The 24,039-nt window shown below is 63.8% G+C and carries 21 protein-coding genes; 6 read left to right on the top strand and 15 right to left on the bottom strand.

Annotated elements, in window-relative coordinates:
• Positions 1–4: 4 nt before the first annotated feature.
• The 3 genes from ACO06R_RS09650 (at position 5) to dnaE (ending at position 5,867) form a co-directional block, all read left to right on the top strand.
• Positions 5–1,315 (top strand): lipoprotein-releasing ABC transporter permease subunit, encoded by a 1,311-nt coding sequence (locus tag ACO06R_RS09650; RefSeq protein WP_421859023.1) that lies wholly within the window; start codon positions 5–7, stop codon positions 1,313–1,315.
• Entirely contained in the window at positions 1,315–2,001 is a 687-nt protein-coding gene (locus ACO06R_RS09655; RefSeq protein ID WP_421859321.1) for an ABC transporter ATP-binding protein, read from the top strand. Before ACO06R_RS09650 ends, ACO06R_RS09655 begins: the two co-directional genes overlap by 1 nt.
• A 353-nt stretch (positions 2,002–2,354) precedes the next feature.
• Positions 2,355–5,867, top strand: a complete 3,513-nt coding sequence (gene dnaE, locus ACO06R_RS09660) for a DNA polymerase III subunit alpha (protein ID WP_421859026.1) — start codon at positions 2,355–2,357, stop codon at positions 5,865–5,867.
• Positions 5,868–5,895: 28 nt separating this feature from the next.
• On the opposite strand, the gene ACO06R_RS09665 is transcribed toward dnaE, so the two are convergent.
• The 5 genes from ACO06R_RS09665 to ACO06R_RS09685 all read right to left on the bottom strand — a co-directional run bounded on the left by ACO06R_RS09665 (position 5,896) and on the right by ACO06R_RS09685 (position 10,674).
• On the bottom strand, positions 5,896–6,768 hold the full coding sequence (locus tag ACO06R_RS09665; RefSeq protein WP_421859028.1) for a cobaltochelatase CobT-related protein: 873 nt from the start codon (positions 6,766–6,768) through the stop codon (positions 5,896–5,898).
• A 126-nt stretch (positions 6,769–6,894) separates the two neighbouring features.
• Positions 6,895–8,223, bottom strand: coding sequence for an SDR family oxidoreductase (locus ACO06R_RS09670; RefSeq protein WP_421859031.1), 1,329 nt, complete (start codon positions 8,221–8,223; stop codon positions 6,895–6,897).
• A gap of 111 nt (positions 8,224–8,334) precedes the next feature.
• A complete protein-coding gene (locus tag ACO06R_RS09675; RefSeq protein WP_421859034.1) occupies positions 8,335–9,630 on the bottom strand; it encodes a DNA polymerase IV in 1,296 nt (431 codons plus the stop codon).
• Positions 9,631–9,715: 85 nt separating this feature from the next.
• Positions 9,716–10,324, bottom strand: coding sequence for a hypothetical protein (locus tag ACO06R_RS09680; RefSeq protein WP_421859035.1), 609 nt, complete (start codon positions 10,322–10,324; stop codon positions 9,716–9,718).
• A 53-nt stretch (positions 10,325–10,377) separates the two neighbouring features.
• On the bottom strand, positions 10,378–10,674 hold the full coding sequence (locus ACO06R_RS09685) for a DUF3572 domain-containing protein (RefSeq protein WP_421859038.1): 297 nt from the start codon (positions 10,672–10,674) through the stop codon (positions 10,378–10,380).
• A gap of 134 nt (positions 10,675–10,808) precedes the next feature.
• Between ACO06R_RS09685 and ACO06R_RS09690 the strand changes: the two genes are divergently transcribed.
• On the top strand, positions 10,809–11,165 hold the full coding sequence (locus ACO06R_RS09690) for a response regulator (protein ID WP_421859324.1): 357 nt from the start codon (positions 10,809–10,811) through the stop codon (positions 11,163–11,165).
• Positions 11,166–11,187: 22 nt separating this feature from the next.
• Complete coding sequence (locus tag ACO06R_RS09695) at positions 11,188–12,564, top strand: PleD family two-component system response regulator (protein WP_421859041.1); 1,377 nt, start codon at positions 11,188–11,190, stop codon at positions 12,562–12,564.
• Here ACO06R_RS09695 and ACO06R_RS09700 read toward each other — a convergent pair whose 3' ends face one another.
• From ACO06R_RS09700 to topA, 6 genes are all read right to left on the bottom strand, one after another.
• A complete protein-coding gene (locus ACO06R_RS09700) occupies positions 12,565–13,041 on the bottom strand; it encodes a GNAT family N-acetyltransferase (RefSeq protein WP_421859043.1) in 477 nt (158 codons plus the stop codon).
• A gap of 73 nt (positions 13,042–13,114) precedes the next feature.
• A complete protein-coding gene (rpmG, locus tag ACO06R_RS09705) occupies positions 13,115–13,282 on the bottom strand; it encodes a 50S ribosomal protein L33 (RefSeq protein ID WP_421859045.1) in 168 nt (55 codons plus the stop codon).
• Between the two features lie 104 nt (positions 13,283–13,386).
• The gene (locus ACO06R_RS09710; protein WP_421859047.1) at positions 13,387–14,118 is read right to left on the bottom strand and encodes an NUDIX hydrolase; all 732 of its coding nucleotides are present in this window, start codon (positions 14,116–14,118) and stop codon (positions 13,387–13,389) included.
• A complete protein-coding gene (locus ACO06R_RS09715; RefSeq protein ID WP_421859050.1) occupies positions 14,111–14,545 on the bottom strand; it encodes a DUF983 domain-containing protein in 435 nt (144 codons plus the stop codon). The genes ACO06R_RS09710 and ACO06R_RS09715 overlap by 8 nt, the downstream gene beginning before the upstream one ends.
• A complete protein-coding gene (gene rnr / locus ACO06R_RS09720; protein ID WP_421859052.1) occupies positions 14,542–16,875 on the bottom strand; it encodes a ribonuclease R in 2,334 nt (777 codons plus the stop codon). The genes ACO06R_RS09715 and rnr overlap by 4 nt, the downstream gene beginning before the upstream one ends.
• Complete coding sequence (topA, locus tag ACO06R_RS09725) at positions 16,868–19,516, bottom strand: type I DNA topoisomerase (RefSeq protein WP_421859054.1); 2,649 nt, start codon at positions 19,514–19,516, stop codon at positions 16,868–16,870. Before topA ends, rnr begins: the two co-directional genes overlap by 8 nt.
• 200 nt (positions 19,517–19,716) lie before the next feature.
• Between topA and ACO06R_RS09730 the strand changes: the two genes are divergently transcribed.
• A complete protein-coding gene (locus ACO06R_RS09730) occupies positions 19,717–19,926 on the top strand; it encodes a hypothetical protein (protein WP_421859057.1) in 210 nt (69 codons plus the stop codon).
• Here the strand turns inward: ACO06R_RS09730 and dprA are convergent.
• The 4 genes from dprA to ACO06R_RS09750 are packed head-to-tail and all read right to left on the bottom strand — an operon-like array spanning position 19,891 to position 23,940.
• Positions 19,891–21,042, bottom strand: a complete 1,152-nt coding sequence (dprA, locus tag ACO06R_RS09735) for a DNA-processing protein DprA (RefSeq protein ID WP_421859059.1) — start codon at positions 21,040–21,042, stop codon at positions 19,891–19,893. The two genes, ACO06R_RS09730 and dprA, sit on opposite strands and share 36 nt — an antisense overlap.
• Before the next feature lie 3 nt (positions 21,043–21,045).
• Positions 21,046–21,654: a glycerol-3-phosphate 1-O-acyltransferase PlsY gene (gene plsY, locus ACO06R_RS09740; RefSeq protein ID WP_421859062.1), complete on the bottom strand. Its 609-nt coding sequence runs from the start codon at positions 21,652–21,654 to the stop codon at positions 21,046–21,048.
• A gap of 34 nt (positions 21,655–21,688) precedes the next feature.
• Positions 21,689–22,978 carry a dihydroorotase gene (locus tag ACO06R_RS09745; RefSeq protein WP_421859064.1) on the bottom strand — a complete coding sequence of 430 codons (1,290 nt, stop codon included), beginning with the start codon at positions 22,976–22,978 and terminating at the stop codon, positions 21,689–21,691.
• Positions 22,975–23,940 (bottom strand): aspartate carbamoyltransferase catalytic subunit, encoded by a 966-nt coding sequence (locus tag ACO06R_RS09750; protein ID WP_421859067.1) that lies wholly within the window; start codon positions 23,938–23,940, stop codon positions 22,975–22,977. The genes ACO06R_RS09745 and ACO06R_RS09750 overlap by 4 nt, the downstream gene beginning before the upstream one ends.
• Between the last annotated feature and the right edge of the window lie 99 nt (positions 23,941–24,039).

Consider the following 24,039-nt stretch of genomic DNA (forward strand, 5'->3'; position numbering starts at 1 on the left):
CCCCGTGATCACGCTGGCTGAACCCGCAACGCCGGTCACCGCAGGAGACAGGAACGGTTCCGCCGGTCCGTTCTCGGGCTTCGAGCGGTTGGTCGCCTGGCGCTACCTTCGCCCGCGGCGCAAGGAAGCTGCCGTTTCCATCGTGACGATCATCTCGCTGGTCGGCGTGACGCTTGGCGTTGCCGCGCTGATCATCGTCATGGCAGTCATGAACGGGTTTCGCGCGGAACTGCTGGATCGCATTCTAGGCCTGAACGGCCATATCATCATCTCGCCCATCGACCGCAAGCTCGACGACTACGACGCTGTTGCCAAGCGTATTGCGGGTGTGGGCGGCGTCGAGATGGTGGTGCCGCTTGTCGAGGGGCAGGCGCTTGCAACCGGCAATATCGGCGCCGGTTCGGGTGTGCTGGTGCGCGGCGTGCGAGGCGAGGATTTCGTCAGCCAGGAGGCGGTCTCGGACAATATTCGCGAGGGATCGGTTGCCGCCTACCTGACAGGCGACGGCGTGGCCATCGGCATGGGGATGGCCAACGATCTCGGACTGGCGGTCGGCGACCTGATCAAGATCATCTCGCCGGACGGCGATGTTACGCCGTTTGGCACGACGCCGCGCGTGAAGTCCTATCCGGTGCACGCAATCTTCCAAATGGGCATGTCGGAGTATGACCGCTCGATCATCTTCATGCCGCTGGAGGAGGCGCAGCTCTACTTCAACCAGGAAGGCGTGGTGCAGGTCATCGAAGTGTTCATCGATGACCCGGATGCGGTGGACGCCTATCGCGAGCCGATCGAAGAGGCGGCCGACCGACCGATCTATACGGTCGATTGGCGACAGCGAAACCAGGCCTTCTTCTCGGCGCTGCTGATCGAGCGCAACGCGATGTTCATGATCCTGTCGATTGTCGTGCTTGTCGCGTCCCTGAACATCGTCGCGAGCCTGATCATGATGGTCAAGGAAAAGGCGAGGGGCGTGGCGATCCTGCGCACCATGGGCGCCACACAAGCCTCGATCCTGCGCATCTTCATCATGGCCGGCGTCGGGGTCGGCTTCGTCGGCACGGCGGCAGGCTTGGCGATCGGCGTGCTGTTCTGCTGGAACATTCGCCATATCCAGCGCTTCGTGAACTGGGTATCGGGCGCCGAGGTCTGGGATCCGACAATCCGGTTTTTGAGCGAAATACCGGCGCGCATGAACCCGTATGAGACGATTGCGGTCGTGCTCTTGTCGCTGACGCTGTCGCTGCTTGCCGCCATCTTGCCGGCCTGGCGGGCGGCCAAGCTCGATCCGGTCGAGGCGTTGAGGTACGAATGATGGTCGAGAAACGTACTGTCCTTCGGCTCGAGGCTGTCGAGCGCTACTATCCCGAAGCTGACGGCAAGCTCGAAATCCTAAAGGGAGCCAATCTCGATCTGCGCGAGGGCGAGATGATCGCGCTGGTCGCGCCGTCAGGCGCCGGCAAGTCGACCCTGCTGCACACCGCCGGATTGCTGGAACGCCCCGATGCGGGCGAGGTCTATGTCGCCGGACTTGCCTGCGGGACGCTGTCGGACGGCGAGCGTACGGCGCGTCGGCGCAACGATATCGGCTTCGTCTACCAGTTCCATCATCTGCTGCCGGAGTTCAGCGCGCTCGAGAATGTCATGATCCCGCAGATGGTGCGAGGGCTGTCGCATCAAGAGGCGGCCGAACGGGCGGGCCAACTGCTCGATTACATGCGTATCGGCGAGCGTGCGGCGCATCGCCCGGCCGAGCTGTCGGGTGGCGAACAGCAGCGCGTGGCGATCGCGCGCGCGGTGGCCAATGCGCCGCTGGTGCTGCTGGCCGATGAGCCGACCGGCAACCTCGATCCCGAAACCTCGACCTATGTGTTCGACGCCCTGTCGGCACTGGCGCGCCAGTCGGGGCTTGCCGCACTGGTCGTGACGCACAACCACGCGCTGGCCGACCGGATGGACCGTGTGGTCGCCCTGGAGGATGGCCGCATCAACGCGGCCTGACGGCAAACCCTGCCATTTAAGTTTTCATTAACCGCGATACCGGGGATTGCAAGGATAGGAACGTTTTCCCTTGATATCGGAACAAAAAGAAAACATAAATGAGACATAGGAAAAACAAGGAGACTGATCCCATGAACGTCTTTGTCCGCGATATCGCCTCTTTCCTGTCTGTTGCCGCCTTTGTCATGACGTTCTCGATGTGCCTGAATGCGCTCTAACGCGCTATCCACAGCACAGCCCGCCTACCGCCGGGCCTGTGCTGGACGCCGCCGCAGCACCCGCTCATAGTGGCCGGGGCGGCCAGCCGGAGCAGGGGTTGAGTCGCGGATGATCCGGACAAGGGCGAGGACTCGATGAGCGGCGCAGACGCAATCACGAACGATCAGCAGACGCCGCAACTGGCCGCGCCCGGCTTCATCCACCTGAGGATCCATTCCGCCTATTCGCTGTTGGAAGGGGCGTTGCCGCTCGCCAAGATCATCGGCTTTGCCGAAGCGCAACGCATGCCGGCTATTGGTATCGCGGACACCGCCAACCTGTTCGGTGCGCTGGAATTCGCGCAGAAGGCATCCGGCGCGGGTATCCAGCCAATTATCGGCTGTCAGCTCGTGCTGAACTTCTCCGGCGAACTCGCCACGCCGCGTCCGTCCGGCGGGCGACAGACGGTGGTCACGAGCGCCGAGCCGGTGGTGCTCATCGCGGCCACGGAAGAGGGTTATGCCAATCTGGTCGAGCTGGTCAGCCAAGCCTATCTCGACACCGACGAACAGGCGCGCGCGCAGATCAACGCGAACTGGCTCGCTGCGCATGCCGGCGGGATCATCTGCCTGACCGGCGGTCCTGGCGGCCCGATTGGCGCCATGCTGGGCGAAGGGCACTTGAGCGCGGCCGAAGACCGGCTTCTCATGCTGAAGGACTGCTTCGGCGACCGTCTCTATGTCGAGCTGCAGCGCCATCGCGGCTACGACCAGGCGGTGGAACGCCAGACAGTGGAGCTGGCCTACAAGTACGCGCTTCCGCTGGTCGCGACCAACGAGGCGTTCTTCCTCAAGCGGGAGGATTATGAGGCGCATGACGCGCTGATCGCCATCGCCGAGGGGTCGCTGCTGTCGATCGACGACCGGAGGCGCCTGACGCCGGATCACTGGCTGAAGCCGGAAGCCGAGATGGTGAAGCTGTTCGCCGATCTGCCGGAAGCGGTGGAGAACACCGTCGAGATTGCCCGGCGTTGCAGCTACTTCACGCAGACGCGCAAACCGATCCTGCCGCGTTTTGCCGCCGGCGCAGAGGACCTGGACCATGATGCAGCGGTAGCGGCGGAAGCCGTCGAATTGCGCAAGCAGGCGCGCAACGGGCTCGATCTGCGCCTCGCCGAACAGGGGCTCAGCGAGGGCTACAGCCGCGGCGACTACGACAAACGGCTCGAATACGAACTCGGCATCATCGAGAAGATGCAGTTCCCGGGCTACTTTCTGATCGTTGCCGACTTCATCAAATGGGCCAAGGCTCAGGACATCCCGGTCGGTCCGGGGCGCGGGTCAGGCGCCGGCTCGCTGGTGGCCTGGGCACTGACGATTACCGATGTCGACCCGTTACGGTTTTCACTGCTATTCGAGCGCTTCCTCAATCCGGATCGCGTGTCGATGCCGGACTTCGACATCGACTTCTGCCAGGACCGCCGCGAGGAGGTGATCCGCTACGTGCAGGAGCACTACGGCCGGGAGCAGGTCGGGCAGATCATCACGTTTGGAACCCTGCAGGCACGCGCCGTGCTGCGCGATGTCGGCCGCGTGCTGGAAATGCCATACGGTCAGGTCGACCGGCTGTGCAAGCTGGTGCCCAACAATCCTGCTAATCCGACGCCGCTCGGCAAGGCGATCGAGGGCGAGCCGAAATTCGAGGAAGAAAAGCAGAAGGAGCCGATTGTCGGCCAGCTGCTCGACATGGCGCTGAAGCTGGAAGGGCTTTACCGCCATGCCTCGACGCATGCCGCCGGGATCGTGATCGGTGACCGGCGGCTGTCGAAACTGGTGCCGATGTACCGCGATCCGCGGTCCGACATGCCGGTTACCCAGTTCAACATGAAATGGGTGGAGCAGGCCGGGCTGGTGAAGTTCGACTTCCTCGGCCTGAAGACGCTGACAGTGCTGAAGATGGCGGTCGATCTGGTTGCCCGCAAGGGCACCGATATCGACCTGTCGCACCTGCCGCTCGACGATGCGCCAACCTATGAGATGATGGCGCGCGGCGAGGTGGTCGGCGTGTTCCAGGTGGAATCGGCGGGCATGCGCAAGGCGCTGATCGGCATGAAGCCGGACCGCATCGAGGACATCATCGCGCTGGTGGCGCTCTACCGGCCCGGTCCGATGGAGAACATCCCGACCTACAATTCGCGCAAGCATGGCGAGGAGGAGATCGCCTCGATCCACCCGAAGATCGATCACCTGGTCAAGGAGACGCAGGGCGTCATCGTCTATCAGGAGCAGGTGATGCAGATCGCGCAGGAGCTGGCCGGCTACACACTCGGACAGGCCGACCTGCTGCGCCGCGCGATGGGCAAGAAGATCCGCTCGGAGATGGAAAAGCAGCGCGGCATTTTCGTTTCCGGTGCTACGGAACGCGGTGTTTCCAAACCGCAGGCGAACATGATCTTCGACCTGCTGGCGAAATTCGCCGACTACGGCTTCAACAAGTCTCACGCCGCCGCCTACGCCATCGTCTCCTACCAGACTGCTTATATGAAGGCGCATCATCCGGTCGAGTTCCTGGCAGCGTCGATGACCTACGATATGGCGAATGCCGACAAGCTGAACGATTTCCGCCGCGATGCGATGCGACTGGGCATCGAGGTGAAGCCGCCGTCGGTGCAGACGTCGTACCGGGCGTTCGAGGTTGCCGACAACACGATTTTCTATGCGCTTGCCGCCATCAAAGGCGTCGGCGAGGCGGCGGTCGATCACATCGTCGAACGGCGCGGCGACACGCCGTTCGCCGGCCTGGAGGATTTCGCCAACCGCATCGATACGCGGATCGTCAACCGCCGCACGCTGGAGGGGCTGATCTCGGCCGGCGCGCTGGACTGCTTCGGACACGACCGGGCGGCGCTGGTCGCCGGGCTGGACCGCATCATGGGGCTGTCGCAGCGCACGGTCGAAGCGGCCGAGAGCGGGCAGGGCGATATCTTCGGCGCGTTGTCAGCGGCCGAGCCGGAGAAACTTGTTCTGCCTGTCACCGACCCGTGGGATAGCGCCGACAAGTTGTTGCGCGAGTTCCAGGCGCTCGGTTTCTATTTCTCGGCTCATCCGCTGGACGAATACCAGCCAACGCTCGACAAGATGCGGGTGCAGCAATATGCCGACTTCGCGCTTGCGGTGAAACGCGGTGCGTCAGCCGGTCGGATCGCCGGTACGGTGGCTTCGCGGCAAATTCGCCGCACGCGGACCGGCAACAAGATGGGGATCTTTGTGCTGTCGGACGCGACCGGCCAGTATGAGACCGTGATGTTTTCCGAGACGCTGCTCAAATATGACGAGCTGATGGAGGTTGGCAAGTCCGTGGTGCTGACGGTGGGTGCCGAAAACCGCGAGGAAGGCGTCAGCCTGCGCGCCAACACCGTGCAACTGCTCGAGGACGCCGCCGGCAGCCAGGATCACCAGTTACGCATATATGTGCGCGATCATGCGCCGGCAAAGAGCATCGCCACCCAGTTGAAACGCAAGGGCGTCAGCCCGGTCTCGCTGATCCTGATCAAGGAGGAGGGGCAGGGCGAGGTCGAGATAGAACTGCCGGACACCTATCTGGTCTCGCCGCCGATCGCCAATGCGGTCAAGGCGATCCCCGGCGTCGTCGATGTCGAGCTGGTTTAGTCAATCGTAAGGCGTGCGGCGGCCAGGTTCATGTTTCGCCTGAGAGCAGATTGGCCACGAAGGGCAGCAGTTCGTCCGCGATCGAATCGATCGATGAAATGCTGATGCACTCCGGGAAGTACCTCTTCACATCGTAGTCGATGCCGACCCCGCCGACCCGGTATCCCGGCCGCGCCGACAGGTCGCCGACGACAGCAATCATATGCTTGTGGAGGATGTCCGGCGGATTGATGGCCAACGTTGAATCGTCGACCGGCGCGCCGTCGGAGAAATGCAGGATGATCTTCCTTGCCTTGATGCCCTGGTCGAGCCTGGATGCGGCCCACAGAAGTGCTTCGCCGTCGACATTCTCCTTCAGCAGCTTGTCGTTTAGCATCATCGACAGGCAGCATGGCGCTCCGAGCCTGCTGTCGGAGGCGTCCCGGTAGACGATATGGAGCAGGTCGCACAGCCGGCCCGGGTTCTTGTACCGCCCGCGAAGCCGCCACCGCTTGCGCGATCGCCCACCATGCCATGACGATGTGGTGAAGCCGAGAATCTCGTGCCGGATATCGAGCCGCGAGAGGAAGTCAGTCAAAACCGAGACGGCAAGAATACAGAACATAGCCCGCTGATCGCGCATCGAGCCGGAGTGGTCGAGCAGTATCGATACCACCGTGTCGTCGAAGGGCCGGTCTTCGACCCGCTTGCGCAGCGTCCCTATAAGCTTCAGCGCCTTGATGTCGGCGTCGATCCGGTTTTCTTCGACGAAGCGGTTGAGCTTGGCGATCTTCCCAGCCAGGCGTTGCCTTACCTCGTCCGGGAATTGCGCCTTGACTGCCTTGTCGAACTTCGTTGTGTAGACCTTGTAGCCGTTCGGATATTCGATCTCGGGCCTGTTGTCGAAGAAATCGGAGAACATCGGGGCCAGCACGGGTTTGAGGAAAGCAACCCGACGGAGGCGCGAACTCAGCCGCAGTTTATCCTGTTACCCCTGAAAGTCCACCTACGGAAGGTCTGCCGCCATCGCTTCCGACGGCAGTCGCCATCACCGTTCCTGCAGCATGGCGTGGCAGACCAGTGCCAGCATGGCCGCCGGTACGATCTTGACCAGCGTGCCAAGCGGGTCGGCCCACATCCATGGTGTCGTGATACTGGCGACCGCCAGGTAGACGAGGCTGACGGCAAACATGGCAACACACGCCGCCCGCGCATAACGCCGGACCAGCAACAGGCCGGCCAGGCCGAGATCCAGTATCGAGCAAAAGACCACCGAATAGACGGCAGGACCCGGTGACCAGCCGCTGGCAACAAGAATGCGCGCCGCCGCCTCGGCCCGCCACAGGCCGACGGCGCCGGAAACAGCCCAGAGCAGGAACAGGGCGGCCACGGTGAATGGCATCAGCAGCGCCATTCGTGCAGCCAGGCGATCTTCAAACAGGGCGGGCATGGAGGCGAGCGACGCTGAAAACGGCGTCAGCGTGCGCCCCGTTACTTCGCGCCAGCTTGCCGGGTCGCCATTGATGCCTTCCGAAATGACATCGAGCGCCGTGCTGCGCAGTGGCGACCGCCAGCCCAGCCGGCCGAGACCGTCGCAGATACGCCCGATCAGCCAGGTGACGGGGCGCGGCATGGGGATCGTCAACAGTGCCGGCGGGCTGCCAAGCCAGTGCCGATAGCCTGCGATGACGTCGCACAACCGGTGCTGATCGATTTCAACCAGATCGATTGTGCGGCTTTTCGGCAGGGCGCCATCGACAGCAAGCCTGATTGCCTGCGTCAGATCGGCGAGCGATACGGTTCGGACCGCCGCATCGGGATGGGCGACCGGCTGGACATAGGGGAAAGCGGCGAGCATGCGCAATAGCGCGGTCCCGCCATAGGCGGTCGGCGCCAGCACCAGCCCCGGCCGGAGAATGACAAAGTCGCCGCCGGCGCTGCGCACCGCCGAATCGCCCTCGGCCTTGGAGCGCAGGAACAGCGTCGGCGACCGCGATGACGCACCGGCGGCTGAAATCTGCACGAGCCGCATCTTGCGCGTCGCGCAGGCGCGCGCCAGGGCGGCGACAGATTCCACATGCACCGCCTGCAACGTGTCGCGGGCGCCGTCCTGCAGCGCACCGGCGCAGTTCACCACGGCATCATAACCTTCCAGAATCGGCGTCCAGTCGGCCGGCTTTGTCAGCAAAGACATGTCGCGGATCGTCCAGTTCAGATCTGGCAGCACGCGCAACGCCGCAGCCCTGTCGCGCCCAAGGCCGCCGACCTTGTAGCCGGCGGCGCGCAGCTCCCGGACAACGCCCGATCCAATGAGCCCATAGGCACCAAGTACAAGCACCCGGAGTTTGTCGGTGAGACTGAATGCGAAATCGGCCATGGCGTGATCTGTCGCAATAACCTTGCAGAATCCGCAGTTTACGGCAAGGACAAATACTGCGGGCCTTGCTCCGGTACTCATCCTTGTGCGGTGCACTGCGCCCGGTCTGGCCTAAATATCCTGATCGCGTTGCGGTTTGCTGCGGTTTCCCGTGCCAAAGGTGTATCCGGTTTCCAGCGCCCGGTCGCCGAACTTCGCGCGCACCCGGTCCATTGCCGCTTCAGCCCTGGCGCGGCGGTCTGCCTCTGCGTTCACGAGATCGGCGGGATCGGCCATGTCGTCGGCGGCGAGATCCGAAACGCCGACACCCAGCAATCGATACCGGGTGCCGTCCAGCTCCGCTTCGAGCAGCGGCACGGCGACGCGGAAAATGCGGTCGGCAAGCTGTGTGCGGTCGGCAAGCTGGCGGTTGCGGGTCTTGATGCGGAAATTGCGATCCTTCAGCTTCAGTACGACCGTGCGACCGGCGAGATCTCCCGCCTTCAGGCGCTTGGCGACTTTTTCGCACAAGGAGCGCAGCACGGGCAGCAAGTCGTCGGCGGTCGCGTAATCCACGTTGAACGTCGTCTCGGCGGAAATGCTCTTGGCTTCGTGGTCGACATGGACGGTGCGCTCATCTTCGCCGCGCGACAAGCGGTAGAGACGGCGCCCCATGACGCCGTAGCGTTTCATCAGCGTCGCCTCGTCCATTTCCTGCAACTGGCCGATCAGGCGGATGCCGTCCTTGTGAAGCGTCGCGGCGAACGCCTTGCCGACGCCCCAGATCAGCGTGACGGGCTGGTCGCGCAGGAAAGCGAGCGCCTCGGCGCGGCCGATTACAGAATAGCCGCGCGGCTTTTCGAAATCCGAGGCGACCTTCGCGAGGAATTTGCAATAGGAGAGACCGACCGAGACCGTGATGCCGATATCACGCTCCACCCGCATGGCGAACCTAGCCAGCACGCGTGCCGGCGACTCGCGGTGCAACCGCTCGGTCCCGCTGAGATCGAGGAATGCCTCGTCGATGGAGATCGGTTCGACCAGCGGCGTCAGTTCGCGCATCAAGTCGCGCACCTCGCGTCCGACGCGGGCGTATTTCTCCATGTCCGGCTTGACGACAATGGCTTCGGGGCAAGCTTTGAGCGCCTTGAACATTGGCATTGCGGAGCGGACGCCGTTGACCCGCGCGATGTAGCAGCAGGTCGAAACCACACCGCGGCGACCGCCGCCAACGATCAGCGGTTTGTCGCGCAGCTCCGGATTGTCGCGCTTTTCCACCGACGCGTAGAAGGCGTCGCAATCGATATGCGCGATGGAAAGAGCATGCAGTTCGTCATGGCGAAGCAGCCGCGGACTGCCGCAGGCACGGCAGCGGCGCTCGCCGTTTTCGCAGACGGCCATGCAGTCGCGGCAAAAACCGGAATCCATTGCGCTTCATCCATGGGTCAAGCCAAGACATACCATGAACATCGCCGGTGCGGCAGGGATTTTTACCGCTAATCCGGCGGAGTCCCTAGTATCCGCGTTCCGTGAGAAATGCGGATATGGCCGCGTAAACCTCTCGCCAATCCTCGGCCTCGACCACGTTTTCGGGCAGTGGCGGGAGCAGGGGTTTCAGCGGCTTGTGCGCAGTCATGTGTACCGTGAGTGCATCGGGCGCGGCGGTGCTGACGCTGATGTGATTATGCGGCAGATCGTCGATGAAGGCGACGGGCCGTGCCGGGTTGCCGGCCAGCAGGGCGGACACGGCATCGCCCTTCTTTTCCTCGGTCGCGATCATCGGGTGATCGAGCCCATGCAGGTCGAGCAGGGCGCGCCGCCGGGCATGATGGCGCGGCGGCATGGCGGTCAGGAAGACGATGTCGGCGCCATGCCGTTCGCGTAGTGCGGCAAGGCACTCGACGGCGTCGGGCACGACGGTCTGCCAGTCGTCATGCTCGGCAAAGAAGGACTCCAGAAATCGGGAAACAGTATAATTATCAACAGTTTCCTGCGTTTTCTTAATGTATATATTCCCGTGAAGGCGAAAGGATTCGAGCCGCAATTCATGGCCGTTGGCATCCAGGAACTGCATGAAGGGCTGAACGAATTCCAAGACCACTTCGTCGACATCGCTGACCACGAGCGGTCTGTCGGATTGTGACACGGCCTCGATGCGGCGCGTTTCTTCCGGCGTCATGTTGACAACCACGCATTCTCGGTCGAGGGACCGAGTGCTGTACGGGCCTTTTGCGCGTCGGTGGCGGCAATGCCGGTCTCGTCGCAAAATGCCATCAGGCTCGGCTCATGGGCGAGCAGAAAATCAAGCACGCCCGTCAGGAAGCCGGGTTCAGCGGCGACGGCGCGGATCTGGGTTGCTTCGATCCCGGTCAGCGCAAGGAACCGGTTCAGCATGTCGGGCTTGGACGCGATCCATCCCAGCGCCGCGACAGCGACTGCCTCGGCGCCTGGGTTTTCGTCTGATTCGGACATCGGTGGCGGATTCTCACATTTTTCAGGGGAATCATTTTATAGCCTTGGCGTATAAGAATTACGACCGGGGCCGAAGCGAGTCGTGAAAGCGACTTGCTGAAAAGGACATGGTGGGAACGATGGCGAAGAAGGTGATGATTGTCGAGGACAACGAGCTTAACATGAAGCTCTTTCGCGATCTGATCGAGGCCTGCGGTTATGAAACCGTGCGGACCCGCAACGGTCTCGAAGCAATCGATCTCGCCCGCGCCAACCGGCCCGACCTTATCCTGATGGATATCCAGTTGCCTGAGGTCTCCGGGCTCGAAGTGACCAAGTGGCTGAAGGACGACGACGAACTGCATGCGATACCGGTGATCGCGGTCACGGCGTTTGCCATGAAGGGTGACGAGGAGCGCATTCGGCAGGGCGGTTGCGAGGGCTACATCTCAAAACCGATATCGGTTCCTAAATTTATAGAAACCATTCGCTCGTATCTTGGCGACGCCTGAAGGCCCGCAACAGGACCGCGCCATGACTGCACGCATTCTGGTCGTCGACGATATCGAGGCGAACCGCAACCTGCTCGAAACCCGGCTTTTGTCGGAGTATTTCGATGTGCTGACCGCCGCCGATGGCGAGCAGGCGCTGGAGATTTGCTCCGCCATGTCCATCGATCTGGTGCTGCTCGATATCATGATGCCGGGGATCGACGGTTTCGAGGTGTGCGAGCAGCTGAAGTCGGGCGCCGAAACCGCGCATATCCCGGTGGTGATCGTCACTGCGCTGGACGAGATGAAGGATCGTATTCGCGGTCTTGAAGCGGGCGCCGACGATTTCCTGACCAAGCCGGTCAACGAGATGCAGCTTCTGACCCGGGTGCGCAGCCTGGTGCGGCTGAAAATGCTGACCGACGAACTGCGGCTGCGGGCGGTTACAGCGCGCGACATCGGGCTTGAAGAACTGTTCCGGCCGTCTGACGAGGGGACGGAAAACCGGCCGCGCCTGCTGGTGATCGATGATCGCGAGGTGTCTTTCGAGAAGCTTGGCAAGGCGCTGCGCGGCCATGCGGCGCTCACACACGTAAAAGACCCGCAGGAAGGCGTGCTGCACGCCGCCGACGGCAACTATGATTGCATCTTTGTCGCCGCGACATTCAAGGAATTCGATTCGCTGCGCGTCTGTTCGCAATTGCGCTCGCTCGACCGGACGCGGTTCTCGCCGATTATCCTGGTTGCTGACAGCGAGGACGAAAGCCTGATTGGCCGGGCGTTGGAGCTCGGTGTCAACGACTACATAGTCCGTCCTGTCGACGCGAACGAATTGATCGCGCGCATGCGCACCCAGGTGCGCCGCAAGCGCTATCATGACGGTTTGCGCGACAATGTCGCCGCGTCGATCGAGATGGCTGTGACGGACGGGCTGACCGGGCTGCACAACCGGCGCTATCTCGATACTCATCTGGAAACACTGGTCGCCCGCGCCCACAATCGCGGGAAGCAGTTGTCGCTGCTCATCACCGACATCGATCGCTTCAAGCTGGTCAACGACACCTACGGCCACGATGCAGGCGACGATATCCTGCGGGAATTCGCGAGGCGCATCCGCATCAATGTGCGCGGCATGGATCTCGCCTGCCGCTATGGCGGCGAAGAGTTCGTCATCGTAATGCCGGACACGCTGCCGCATGTGGCCATGGAAGTCGCCGAGCGTCTGCGCGAACAGATCGAGGCGGTTGGCTTCAAGATCGAGAACGGCGCACGCAATGTGGGTGTCACGGTGTCGATCGGCGTCACCAGCCTGGATGCCGCCGAGAACGACAGCGCCAAGGCGCTACTCAAGCGCGCCGATGAGGCGCTTTACGAGGCCAAGGGTGCCGGCCGCAACCGCGTCGTCTCGAAGGCCGCCTGATCAGAGATCCTTTTCGTAGAGCCAGGTCTCAAGCTCGAACGGGCCTTCGTCCGTTTCGAGCTCGGCGACGACCGTGCCGGCGTGTCGCCAGCCCATCTTCTCGTAAAAACGTGCCGCACGGTCATTGCCGATGGCGCAGAGCAGGCGCGCCCCCGAAATGCCGTTGTCGCGTAGCCTGGCTTCGGCGTCGCGCACAAGCGCCGCCGCAGTTCCGGCGCCGCGCGCCTGCGGTGCCACGTATAGCTGGTCGAGTTCGTCGCCATTGATGATGCACAGGCCGTCGGGGCTGCCCTTCGGTCCGGTAACCCGCATCGCGTCGAAATGGCGGTTTCCGCGTCTGGCGAAATCGTCGGGCGTGCGCAGCCGTGTGAGCGCCAGCGGCGTGATCGCGGCATGCGCCTCCATCCAGCCCGCGTGCCAAAGACGCACGATTTCCGGCAGTTCGGACCGCGCGGGCCGGCGCACTCTAATCGGCATCAGGCGTCCTTTCTCCAACAAAAAAACCGCCGGTCTTGCGAGCGGCGGTTCCGGTAGCGCGATGCGCGAAGCCTTACTTGATCTTGGCTTCCTTGAACTCGACGTGCTTTTTGACAACCGGGTCGTATTTGGTTTTCACCATCTTCTCAGTGAAAGTGCGGCTGTTCTTCTTGGCGGTGTAGAAATAGCCGGTGTCTGCGGTGGACAGCAATTTGATCTTGATCGTCGTGGCCTTTGCCATGGTCTTTTACCTTGATTTTCTGAGAGCCAGCCGAGCACGAGCCTTCGCAAGACCGTCGGCGAATTTGCGCGGAAACTACGGATCGCGCGCGAAAAGTCAAGCTGTCATTCCGGGGTGTCGATGAAACTGCGGTTCACGACCCGATAGAATGGGACCGGCGGTGCGTCGGTCAGTTCGGGATCGTCCTTCAGCCGCTGCGCGAGGATATCCAGGACGACCCCGGTGATCGGCGGGATCTTGAGGTTGTAGGCGTCGGAAAGGCGCACCCAGGCGACTTCTTCCAGCTCTTCGTCGGGGCTGGCGACCGGCTTGCCGCCATTGGCGATCATGTCTTCGGTGGCGACGAAGAATCGCGTGTCAAAGCGGCGTACCCTTCCGGGCGGGGTGATCGCACGCGCGAGGTAGCGGACGCCGGCGAGGTCGGGCGCGACCCTGTGTTCGGCAAAGGGCCGCCAATGCGGCGCCGGGCGGCGGCGTTTTGCAGGCTCGGCGCTGCGGCCCAACAACAGGCCCGTTTCTTCATGCGTTTCGCGGATCGCCGACATGACCAGCGCCTCGGCGCGCGCACGGTTGCCGCGCGAACCCATGCCACCGACCAATCTTTTTTCGTCCGCGGTGTGCAGGCGCCCAATGCGCTGAGCGGTAAAGTCGGCGCGCTCCAGCCGCCCGCCCGGAAAGACGTAAAGCCCTGGCATGAAGGCCATTGCCTGGCTGCGCCGCCCCATCAGGATTTCCGGATTGGAGACGCCGCCGCGCAGCAGGATGAGCGTTGCGGCGTCGCGCGGGCGCACATAGGGCGCTTCGCCGCTGGTTGGCACGTTGAGGCGGCTAGTCATGCGCCCCGTGGGACTCCAGGGCGGAGAAGTCATCCTCTCCGCCGAAACCATGCATCCGGTTTGCCCACTGGAAGCCGATCACGCCGCCTTTCAGCGGTTGCATGAGCACCAGTGCCAGAACGATCGTCAGCGGCGCCCAGATGGCGAGGTGCAACCACGCCGACCAGTCGGTCATCACCTCGGCAAGCGTGAAGCCGCCGACAACGACGTGGCCGACAATGAACACGTTCAAATAGGGCGGCAAATCGTCGGCGCGCTGGTGGTGCATCTCCTCGCCGCAGGTCGGGCAGTTGTCGACCGGCTTCAGGAATCGGTCGAACAGACGGCCGTTGCCGCATTTCGGGCAGCGATTGGACATGCCGCGCCTGACCGACAACATGACCGGGCGCTCTGTTTCGTCTGCCGGAAAATGGATGGTGTCGCTCATCGCCTTCGTGCCTTTCCAGTTCCGGGCCGTGTTCGGCGCGCCGGCTTGCCGCGTCCGGGCTTTCTTCCCTGGCGGGCCTTATGGAACGATCGCGTGCCGTTGCCAAGCTTGCGCGGTTCCGAGACCATCTCGAAGCGCATGGCGCCGGCGAGCGGCAGCACCTCGATGATCTTGACCGAGACCGGATCGCCGAGCCGGTAGCCTTCGCCCGAACGCTCGCCGATCATGGCGTGCGACGTCTCGTCGTAGTGGTAGTAATCGTCGTGAAGTGTCGAGGCCGGCACGAAACCGTCGGCCCCATAGGCCGGTAGCGACACGAACACCCCGGCCGACGAGATGCCGGCGACCCGACCGTCGAAAACCTCGCCGACACTGCCGGCCAGATGATGGGCGATCAGCCGGTCGACGGTCTCGCGTTCTGCGCCGGAGGCGCGCCGTTCAGCGGTCGAGATCAGTCCCGAGATCTCGCGCAACTGGTCGAGGCTGACATCGGGCAGCCCGTCCTTGCCGTCGCCAAGACCGAGCGCGCGAATCAGCGCGCGGTGCACGATCAAATCGGCGTATCGGCGGATCGGCGAGGTGAAATGCGCGTAGCGCAGCAGGTTGAGGCCGAAATGGCCGTAGTTCTCCGGTGCATATTCGGCCTGGGTCTGGCTGCGTAGGATCACTTCGTTTACCAGCGCGGCGTGGTCGGTGTGTTTGACCGCTTCCAGGATGACGTTGAACGCAGACGGACGCAATTGCGCGCCGCGCGCCAGCGAGATGTCGAGCGTCTTCAGGAACTCGCGCAGCGCCTCTTCCTTGGCCATCGAGGGCTGGTCGTGCACCCGGTAGACCAGCATCTGGCGCTTGGCTTCAAGCGTTTCGGCGGCGGCGACATTGGCCTGGATCATGCATTCCTCGATCAGCTTGTGCGCGTCGAGGCGGGCGGGGACGACAACCCGGTCGACCATGCCGTTTTCGTCGAGGATGATCCTGCGTTCCGGCAGGTCCAGTTCCAAAGGCCCGCGCGCCTGCCGGCCCTTGGAGAGACAGCGGTAGGCATCCCACAGCGGCTTGAGCACCGGCTCCAGGAGCGGTCCCGTCTTGTCGTCGGTGGCGCCGTCGATTGCCGCCTGCGCCTGCTGGTAGCTGAGTTTGGCGGCCGATCGCATGACGATGCGGTGGAACGTGTGGCTGCGCTTGCGGCCGTCCGCGCCGAAGATCATGCGCACGGCAAGCGCAGGGCGGTCCTCGCCCTCGCGCAGCGAGCACAAATCGTTGGAGATGCGCTCGGGCAGCATCGGCACGACACGGTCGGGGAAGTAGACCGAGTTGCCGCGCTTCAGCGCCTCGCGGTCGAGCGCCGAGCCTGGCCGGACATAGTGGGCGACATCGGCGATGGCGACGGTCAGTACATGACCGCCGGGATTGGCGACGTCGGGGTCCGGCTCGGCATGAACGGCGTCGTCGTGATCCTTGGCGTCGGCGGGATCGATGGTGATCAGCGGCAGGCCGCGCCAGTCCTCGTGGTGCTTGTCCGGATTGACGGGCGTTGCCGCCTTCGCCTGGTCGAGGACGGCGTCGGGAAAGACGTGCGGGATGCCGTTCGCGTGGATCGCGATCATCGACACGGCTTTCTCGGAGGCAAACGAGCCGACGCGCTGCGTGACAGCGGCCCGCTGCAGGCCGTAGCGGCCGCTGCGCGTCACCTCGACCTCGACAAGATCTCCGGTGCTGGCATCGGCCAATTGGTCCTTGTCGACGATCAGTTCCGGCTGGCGGCGGTCGACCGGCTCCAGCCGGTATCCGCCGTCATCGAGCTTGCGGATGACACCGAGGATCGCGCCGCGCTTTTTCTCAAGTTTCTTGATCACGCGCGCGGCATGGACGCCGCCGGGTTCATCCGGTGCGGCGATACGCGCCAGCACACGGTCGCCGACGCCGGCGGCCGGTTGCGGATTGCGGCCGCGGCGCGGGGTGCGGATGGCGACGAGCGGCGGCGAACCTTGTTCGGCTTCGTCCCATTCGTAGGGCCGGGCGAGAAGTCCGCCATCGCGGTCGCGTCCGGTGATGGTGAGCACCATGACCTGCGGCAGCGCGCCAGCGGCTACGAGGCGCTTGCCGCGCCGCTGGAACACGCCGTCTTCTTCCAGTTCCTTGAACAGGTGTTTCAGCGCGACCCGGTCATCGCCCTTCAGGTTGAACGCCTTGGCGACGTCGCGCCTGGTGGCGCGGTCCGGGTTGTCGCGGATGAAGGCGACCACGTCGTCGCGCGTCGGCAAATGCGCTGTCCGGCCGCGCGGGGCCGGCTTTGGGTCGCCTTTGCGGCGCGCCCGCGCCTTAGCCATCGGCTTTCGCGGCGGTCTTCTTTTTTGCCGGTGCCTTTTTCTTCGCCGGTGTCTTTTTGGCGGCGGGTTTCTTCGCCGCAGCCTTCTTAGTCGCGCCGCCGACCTTCTTGCCGGTCTTCTCGGCCCGCTCGGCGATCAGCTTGACGGCATCATCAAGCGTAACCGACATCGGATCGGTGCCCTTGGGGATGGTGGCGTTGATCTTGCCGTGATTGACATAGGGGCCATAGCGGCCGTCGCGCACAGTGATCGGGCCGCCGGCCTCCGGGTGTTCGCCGAGTTCCTTCAAGGCCGCCGGCGTCGAACGCCCGCGGCCTCGGCCATTGGCCATTTTCTCGGCGATCACGGTGACGGCGCGGTTGATGCCGATGGCGAAAACGTCCTCGATCGATTCGAGATTGGCGTATGTGCCGTCATGCAGGACGAACGGCCCGTAGCGGCCAAGGCCGGCCGAGATCATCTTGCCGCTTTCCGGATGCTGTCCGACATCGCGCGGCAACGACAAGAGCGCCAGTGCTTTCTCGTGAGCGATGTCTTCGACCTTCCAGCCCTTCGGCAGGCTGGAGCGCTTGGCTTCCTTGCCTTCGCCGCGCTGCACATAAGGGCCGAAGCGCCCGGTGCGCAGCGTGATTTCCTCGTCGGTATAGGGATCGGTGCCGAGCACCTTCGGGCCGTCGGCGAGTTCGGCCTCGCCATCCTTGGGGCCTTCCTCGCCAAGCTGGCGGGTGAAGCCGCATTCGGGGTAATTGGAGCAGCCGACAAAGGAGCCATAGCGTCCAAGCTTCAGGCTGAGCTTGCCGGTGCCGCATTTCGGGCATATGCGCGGGTCGGAACCGTCCTCGCGCTTGGGGAAGACCAGTGGCTCGAGCTGCTCGTTGAGCGCGTCCAGCACATCGGTGATGCGCAATTCCTTGGTCTCGTCGACATGGGCGGAGAACTCGTTCCAGAAAGCGCGCAAGACATCTTTCCAGGCAAGCTTGCCGGCCGAGATGTCGTCGAGCTTTTCCTCCAGCGATGCCGTGAAGTCGTATTCGACATAGCGCTCGAAGAAGCCTTCGAGAAACGCAGTGACGAGCCGGCCCTTGGCCTCGGGCAACAGCTTCTTGCCTTCCAGTCGGACATATTCGCGGTCGCGCAGGGTCGTCAGCGTCGCCGAATATGTCGACGGCCGGCCAATGCCCAGCTCCTCCATCTTCTTGATCAGCGAAGCTTCCGAGAAGCGCGGCGGTGGTTCGGTGAAGTGCTGCGTGGCCTCGATACGGTCGCGCGACGGCGTCTCGCCGGTCGCCATGGCGGGAAGGCGGTTTGAGTCGTCCTCGTCATCGGCGTCGGTCTTCATGTCGTCGCGATGTTCGGTATAGGCGGCAAAGAAGCCGTCGAACTTGACGACACTGCCGGTGGCGCGCAGCGATGCTGTCTTGCCGTCGCCGGACGCGGCGATCTCGACGGTGGTACGCTCCAGTTCGGCCGACGCCATCTGGCTGGCGATGCCGCGCTTCCAGATCAGGTCGTAGAGCTTCAACTGGTCGGCATCCAGAGCGCCGCGCAACTTGTCGGGGCTGCGGGTGAAGTCGGTCGGCCGAATGGCTTCGTGCGCTTCCTGGGCGTTCTTGGCCTTGGTCGAATAATGACGCGGCTTGTCGGGTACGTAGCGGTCGCCGAAGCCGGCGCCAATGGCGGCGCGGGCGGCCTCGATCGCCTCCGGCGCCATCTGCACGCCGTCGGTCCGCATATAAGTGATCAGGCCGGCGGTCTCGCCGCCGATGTCGATGCCCTCATAGAGCCGCTGGGCCACCTGCATGGTGCGGGCCGGGGCGAAACCGAGTTTCGCGGACGCCGCCTGCTGCAGCGTGGACGTGGTGAACGGCGGCGCCGGGTTGCGCCGCTGCGGCTTCGCTTCGACGGACTCGACGCGGAAGGCAGCCGACTCCAGCATCGCCTTGACCGCATTGGCCTGATCGGCGTTGCCGATATCCATCTTGGTGACGCGCTTGCCATCGAAACCCGTCAGACGGGCGACGAATGCCTCGCCGGCACCGGTCTTCAGGTGGGCGGCGATCTGCCAGTATTCCTCGGCGATGAAACGTTCGATCTCGCTTTCGCGGTCGCAGACGAGGCGCAGGGCCACCGACTGGACGCGACCGGCCGAACGGGCGCCCGGGAGTTTGCGCCACAGCACCGGCGAGAGCGTGAAGCCGACCAGATAGTCGAGCGCGCGGCGCGCCAGATAGGCGTCGACCAGCGGCATGTCGATGTCGCGCGGGTTGGCCATCGCCTCGGTGACGGCCTGCTTGGTGATGGCATTGAAGACGACGCGGCGGACCGGCTTGTCCTTGATCGCCTTCTTTTTGTTGAGGACTTCCAGCACGTGCCAGGAGATCGCTTCGCCTTCGCGATCCGGGTCGGTCGCGAGGAAAAGAGTGTCGGCGGATTTGACGGCAGCCGCGATTTCGTTCAGCCGTTTGTTGGACGCCGTGTCGACCGACCAGGACATTGAAAAGTCCTCGTCAGGCAGGACCGATCCGTCCTTTGCGGGCAAATCGCGGACATGGCCGAACGAGGCCAGTACCTTGTAGCCCGAACCCAGATACTTGTTGATTGTTTTCGCTTTGGCGGGCGATTCGACGATTACGACGTCCATGATGCGCAGCAGTTTTAGAGGTAAATTTCGGCAGACTTCAGCCGCTTCGGCTTCGGACATGGCGGCATGGCGCGAATTGGTCAAGAGGGAAATCGGCAAATACACCCAGTAGTTGCATCATTACATTTTGCAATCTAAAGCTGTTGTGCTACTTTGCGGAAGGTCGGATTTGCACGCGAAAACCAGGGGATCGAGCTGTGATGGAAACCTCGCAGGACAATGCCGGCCAACTGGACTATCTGACTTCGCTGATCGCGGAATTGCGGCAGATCGCCGAGCGCGAAGAGATGCCGACGCTCGCCTATTACCTTGGGATGGCGCAGATGGAAGCCGCAGAACTATTGGCGCGCGAACAACCGAGACGCGAGCGTGAGTCAATCCGGTGCGAGGAGCGAGACGCGGTTTCCTGAGTGGCGCTCAATACGCTGCGCCAGATCAAGCTCCAGAATCGTCAGGAAGACCTGAGCCGGTGTTAGCCCCGTCTGGTCGATGATGTCGTCAATGTCGGTGGGGGTGGGCCCGAGCAATTCGACGACGCGGGCGCGATCGTTGTCGCCCGGTGGTATCGAGAGTGTGTGTTCGGGCTCCCGTGCCTGTTTTGGCGAAGGCGACTCCGGCGGGCGCATCGGTGCAAGGGCTTCGAGGATATCGGCCGCAGAGGCAGTCAGGATCGCGCCGTCGCGGATCAGCGCGTTGGCGCCCTGGGCGCGGGGATCGAGCGGCGAGCCGGGCACAGCGAACACCAGACGGCCCATCTCGCCGGCGTAGCGCGCCGAGATTAGTGAGCCGGACCGCATCGCCGCCTCGGCGACGACGAGCCCGAGCGACAATGCCGCGATCACCCGGTTGCGGCGCGGGAAATCGCGTGCGCGCGGCTCCCAGCCGAACGGCATCTCGGTGATCACGGCACTTATGTCCGAGTTAGCGATCCGCTCCAGCAGCTCCTCATTCTCAGGCGGATAGGGTTTGTCGATACCGCCGGCAAGGACTGCGATGGTGCCGGTTGCGAGCGCGGCCTTGTGGGCCTCGGCATCGATGCCACGGGCCAGGCCGGAAGCAATCGCATAGCCCGCCGTTCCCAGGTCGCCGGCCAGCATGCGCGCCATTTTCCTGCCGGCCATCGACGCATTGCGGGCGCCAACAACTGCCACACAGGGTTTCGAGAACACGGCCGCACCGCCCATAACGGTGACTAGCGGCGGCGCTGGATCGGCCAATCGCAGCATCTCCGGATAATCCGGCTCGCCGAATCCGACGATACGCGCGCCATGGCGGGTCGCGGCGTCCAACTCAGCCTCTGCGTCTTCCTGCGGCAGGACGCGGATTGACTTCAGCCGTCCGCCGCGCGCCGCCAGTTCCGGCAGCATTTCCAGCGCCAGCTCGGCGGAGCCGCAATGGGTGATCAGATCACGAAACGTTGCCGGGCCGACATTGTCGGAGCGGTAAAGGCGCAGCCATGCGAGACGCTGGCGATCGGACAGCACGAAGCGGGCAGGGGCGTCGTTTTCCTGACGCCCGTCCGCCACCGGTCAGCTCTTCTGGCCGATCCTGCTTTCCGTGCCGGAGAGCAGGCGCGATATGTTTTGCCGATGGGTCCAGAAGACGATTGCCGTCAGCAGAACGTAGGCCCAGCCGAGGCCCGTCTCGCCAACGAAGAAGAGGCTCGCCGTGGTCACCACGCTCGCGGTCAGCGCGGCAAGCGAGGAATAGCGGAAGATGAACGCCATCGCGATCCACACGATCGCAAAGGGTGCAAGCACGTGCCATGAGAAGCCGAGCGAGATGCCGGCGAAAGTCGCCACGCCCTTGCCGCCTTTGAAGCCGAGCCAGACCGGGTAAAGGTGGCCGATGAATGCAGCGAGCCCGGCGAGCACAGCGGCCTCCATGCCACCGAACTGCCGCGCCAGCATCACCGGAAGCGTACCCTTGAGCGCGTCGAGCAGTAGGGTCAGCGCGGCCAGTCCCTTGTTGCCGGTGCGCAGCACGTTGGTCGCGCCGATATTGCCGGAACCGATCGTGCGGACATCGCCGAGGCCGGCCATACGCGTGAGGATCAAACCGAAGGGTATCGATCCGCACAGATAGCCGCCGACAAGCGCGGCAAGAGGGATGAATGGCGGTGCGGCGGTGAAGTCCATGGTGTCCGTTGCGGCAAGTTGCGACGTCCGGCATTTATGCGCTGTAAACGGTCTCGCCCGCAACCACTGTCTGAACCACCCGGCCGCTGAAGCGGGCTTCGTCGAATGCCGTGTTCTTGGATTTCGAATGCAACATGTCGGGGCTGAGGACCCATGGCATGTCAAGGTCGACAACCGCGAAATCGGCGGATGCGCCGGGCGCGAGAGTGCCTGCCTCGATGCCGAGCAGCTTCGCCGGCCCGGTCGACATGGCGGCAATCAAACGCTTCAGGCTGACGTCGCCGGAATGAACGAGGCGCAACCCGGCAGCCATCAGTGTTTCCAGCCCGACGGCGCCGGAGGCGGCTTCGGAGAAGGGCAGGCGCTTGGTGTCGACATCCTGCGGGTCGTGCGCCGACACGATCACGTCGATCGTTCCGTCGTTCAGCGCATCGATCATCGCGCGGCGGTCGTCTTCGCCGCGCAGCGGAGGCGACAGCTTGAAGAAGGTGCGGTACTCGCCGACGTCGTTCTCGTTGAGCGTCAGATGGTTGACCGAGATGCCGGCCGAAACATCGAGGCCCCGGTCCTTGGCGGCGCGGATCGCATCGGCCGACATGGCGGCGGAGATCATGGCCGCGTGATAGCGGCTGCCGGTCAGCGCGGCGAGCCGCAGGTCGCGCTCCAGCGGCAGCAGTTCGGCCTCGCGCGGAATGCCGGAGTATCCCAGCCAGCTTGCGAAAAGTCCCTCGTTCATGACGCCGTCGGCCGAAAGATCGGCGTCCTGCGTCTCATGGGCGATCATTGCGCCGAAATCGCGCGCATAGCGCATGGCGTTGCGCATCACGGCGGCGTTGGAAATCGTCTGCCTGCCGTCCGTAAACAGCACCGCGCCGGCATCAAGCAGCAGGCCGATTTCCGTCATCTCGCGGCCGGCAAGGCCCTTGGTGATCGCCGCTGCCGGGAAAACGCGGGTGCGCGCGGTCTCGCGTGCCGTGCGCAGCACGAATTCGACCAGCGCAACGTCGTCGATCACGGGCTCGGTGTCAGGCATCATGACCAGCGAAGTGACGCCGCCGGCCGCCGCCGCCGCGCTTGCCGAGGCGATGGTCTCGCGGTATTCGCCGCCCGGTTCCCCGATGAACACCCGCATGTCGACAAGCCCGGGAACGATTGCGAGGCCGCGGCAGTTGACGACCGTCGCACCCTCCGGCGTGCCCTGGTTGGCCGCCTCGGGCCCGGCGGCCTCGATCCTGCCGTTGCGCACCACCAGCGCGCCAACCGCGTCCAGATCCCGGGACGGATCGACGATGCGCGCGTTCTGGTAGATCGAAAGGCCGGTCATGCGCCGTCACCGTCGTCATTCTTGCGCGCATCCAGCAAGGCTTCGATAACCGCCATACGCAGGGCGACGCCCATTTCCACCTGCTCCTCGATCACGCTCTGCGGGCCGTCGGCGATGTCGGAGGCGATTTCGACGCCGCGGTTCATCGGGCCGGGATGCATCACGAGCGCGTCGGGCTTGGCGTAAGCGAGTTTTGCCGCGTCGAGGCCGTAGTGGCGGAAATACTCGCGAACCGAAGGAACCAGCGCCTGGCCCATGCGTTCGCGCTGCAGGCGCAGCATCATCACCACATCGGCGTCGGCCAACCCGTCCTTCATCGAGGTGAAGGGTTCGACGCCCATCTTCTCGACGGCCTGCGGCATCAGCGTCGACGGGCCGACGACGCGCACCCGCGCACCCATCGTGTTGAGCAAGATGATGTTGGAGCGGGCGACGCGTGAATGCAGGATGTCGCCGCAGATCGCGACCATGAGGCCATCGAGGCGGCCCTTGGCGCGGCGGATGGTCAGTGCGTCGAGCAGCGCCTGTGTCGGGTGTTCATGCGCGCCGTCGCCGGCGTTGATGACGGCGCAGCCGACCTTGCGGGCGAGGAGCGCGGCGGCTCCTGCCGCCGAGTGCCGGACGATCAGGATGTCCGGTCGCATGGCGTTGAGCGTCATCGCCGTGTCGATCAGCGTTTCGCCCTTTTTGACCGAGGACGAGGCGACCGACATGTTCATGACGTCGGCGCCGAGCCGCTTGCCCGCCAGTTCGAACGAGGCCTGGGTGCGCGTCGACGCCTCGAAGAAGAGGTTGATCTGGGTACGCCCGCGCAGAATCGTCTTCTTCTTCTCGCGTTGCCGCGATACGCCCACATCGCCGTCGGCGCGGTCGAGAAGTGTCTGGATTTCGGGGTAGGAAAGACCGGTGATGCCGAGAAGGTGGCGGTGCGGATAGATCGGCGGTTCTAGGTTCGCGGTCATGTCGGGCCACACGTCTATGTCCGATTCGCCCGCCCGGCAAGTATTGCAGCGGTGGGTTTGCCGATTCCGCGAAAATTGTTGTGTGGTTTCGGGGTGGAT

It is taken from the genome of Oricola sp. (assembly GCF_965230365.1).
In the GTDB taxonomy this organism is placed as follows: domain Bacteria; phylum Pseudomonadota; class Alphaproteobacteria; order Rhizobiales; family Rhizobiaceae; genus Oricola.

Excerpts from the sequence above, each read along its gene's own strand:
- ACO06R_RS09655 (WP_421859321.1), top strand. The coding sequence starts at position 1,315 with ATGGTCGAGAAACGTACTGTCCTTCGGCTCGAGGCTGTCGAGCGCTAC.
- dnaE (WP_421859026.1), top strand. The coding sequence starts at position 2,355 with ATGAGCGGCGCAGACGCAATCACGAACGATCAGCAGACGCCGCAACTG.
- ACO06R_RS09665 (WP_421859028.1), bottom strand. The coding sequence starts at position 6,768 with ATGTTCTCCGATTTCTTCGACAACAGGCCCGAGATCGAATATCCGAAC.
- ACO06R_RS09670 (WP_421859031.1), bottom strand. The coding sequence starts at position 8,223 with ATGGCCGATTTCGCATTCAGTCTCACCGACAAACTCCGGGTGCTTGTA.
- ACO06R_RS09675 (WP_421859034.1), bottom strand. The coding sequence starts at position 9,630 with ATGGATTCCGGTTTTTGCCGCGACTGCATGGCCGTCTGCGAAAACGGC.
- ACO06R_RS09685 (WP_421859038.1), bottom strand. The coding sequence starts at position 10,674 with ATGTCCGAATCAGACGAAAACCCAGGCGCCGAGGCAGTCGCTGTCGCG.
- ACO06R_RS09690 (WP_421859324.1), top strand. The coding sequence starts at position 10,809 with ATGATTGTCGAGGACAACGAGCTTAACATGAAGCTCTTTCGCGATCTG.
- ACO06R_RS09695 (WP_421859041.1), top strand. The coding sequence starts at position 11,188 with ATGACTGCACGCATTCTGGTCGTCGACGATATCGAGGCGAACCGCAAC.
- ACO06R_RS09700 (WP_421859043.1), bottom strand. The coding sequence starts at position 13,041 with ATGCCGATTAGAGTGCGCCGGCCCGCGCGGTCCGAACTGCCGGAAATC.
- rpmG (WP_421859045.1), bottom strand. The coding sequence starts at position 13,282 with ATGGCAAAGGCCACGACGATCAAGATCAAATTGCTGTCCACCGCAGAC.
- ACO06R_RS09710 (WP_421859047.1), bottom strand. The coding sequence starts at position 14,118 with ATGACTAGCCGCCTCAACGTGCCAACCAGCGGCGAAGCGCCCTATGTG.
- ACO06R_RS09715 (WP_421859050.1), bottom strand. The coding sequence starts at position 14,545 with ATGAGCGACACCATCCATTTTCCGGCAGACGAAACAGAGCGCCCGGTC.
- rnr (WP_421859052.1), bottom strand. The coding sequence starts at position 16,875 with ATGGCTAAGGCGCGGGCGCGCCGCAAAGGCGACCCAAAGCCGGCCCCG.
- topA (WP_421859054.1), bottom strand. The coding sequence starts at position 19,516 with ATGGACGTCGTAATCGTCGAATCGCCCGCCAAAGCGAAAACAATCAAC.
- ACO06R_RS09730 (WP_421859057.1), top strand. The coding sequence starts at position 19,717 with ATGGAAACCTCGCAGGACAATGCCGGCCAACTGGACTATCTGACTTCG.
- plsY (WP_421859062.1), bottom strand. The coding sequence starts at position 21,654 with ATGGACTTCACCGCCGCACCGCCATTCATCCCTCTTGCCGCGCTTGTC.
- ACO06R_RS09745 (WP_421859064.1), bottom strand. The coding sequence starts at position 22,978 with ATGACCGGCCTTTCGATCTACCAGAACGCGCGCATCGTCGATCCGTCC.
- ACO06R_RS09750 (WP_421859067.1), bottom strand. The coding sequence starts at position 23,940 with ATGACCGCGAACCTAGAACCGCCGATCTATCCGCACCGCCACCTTCTC.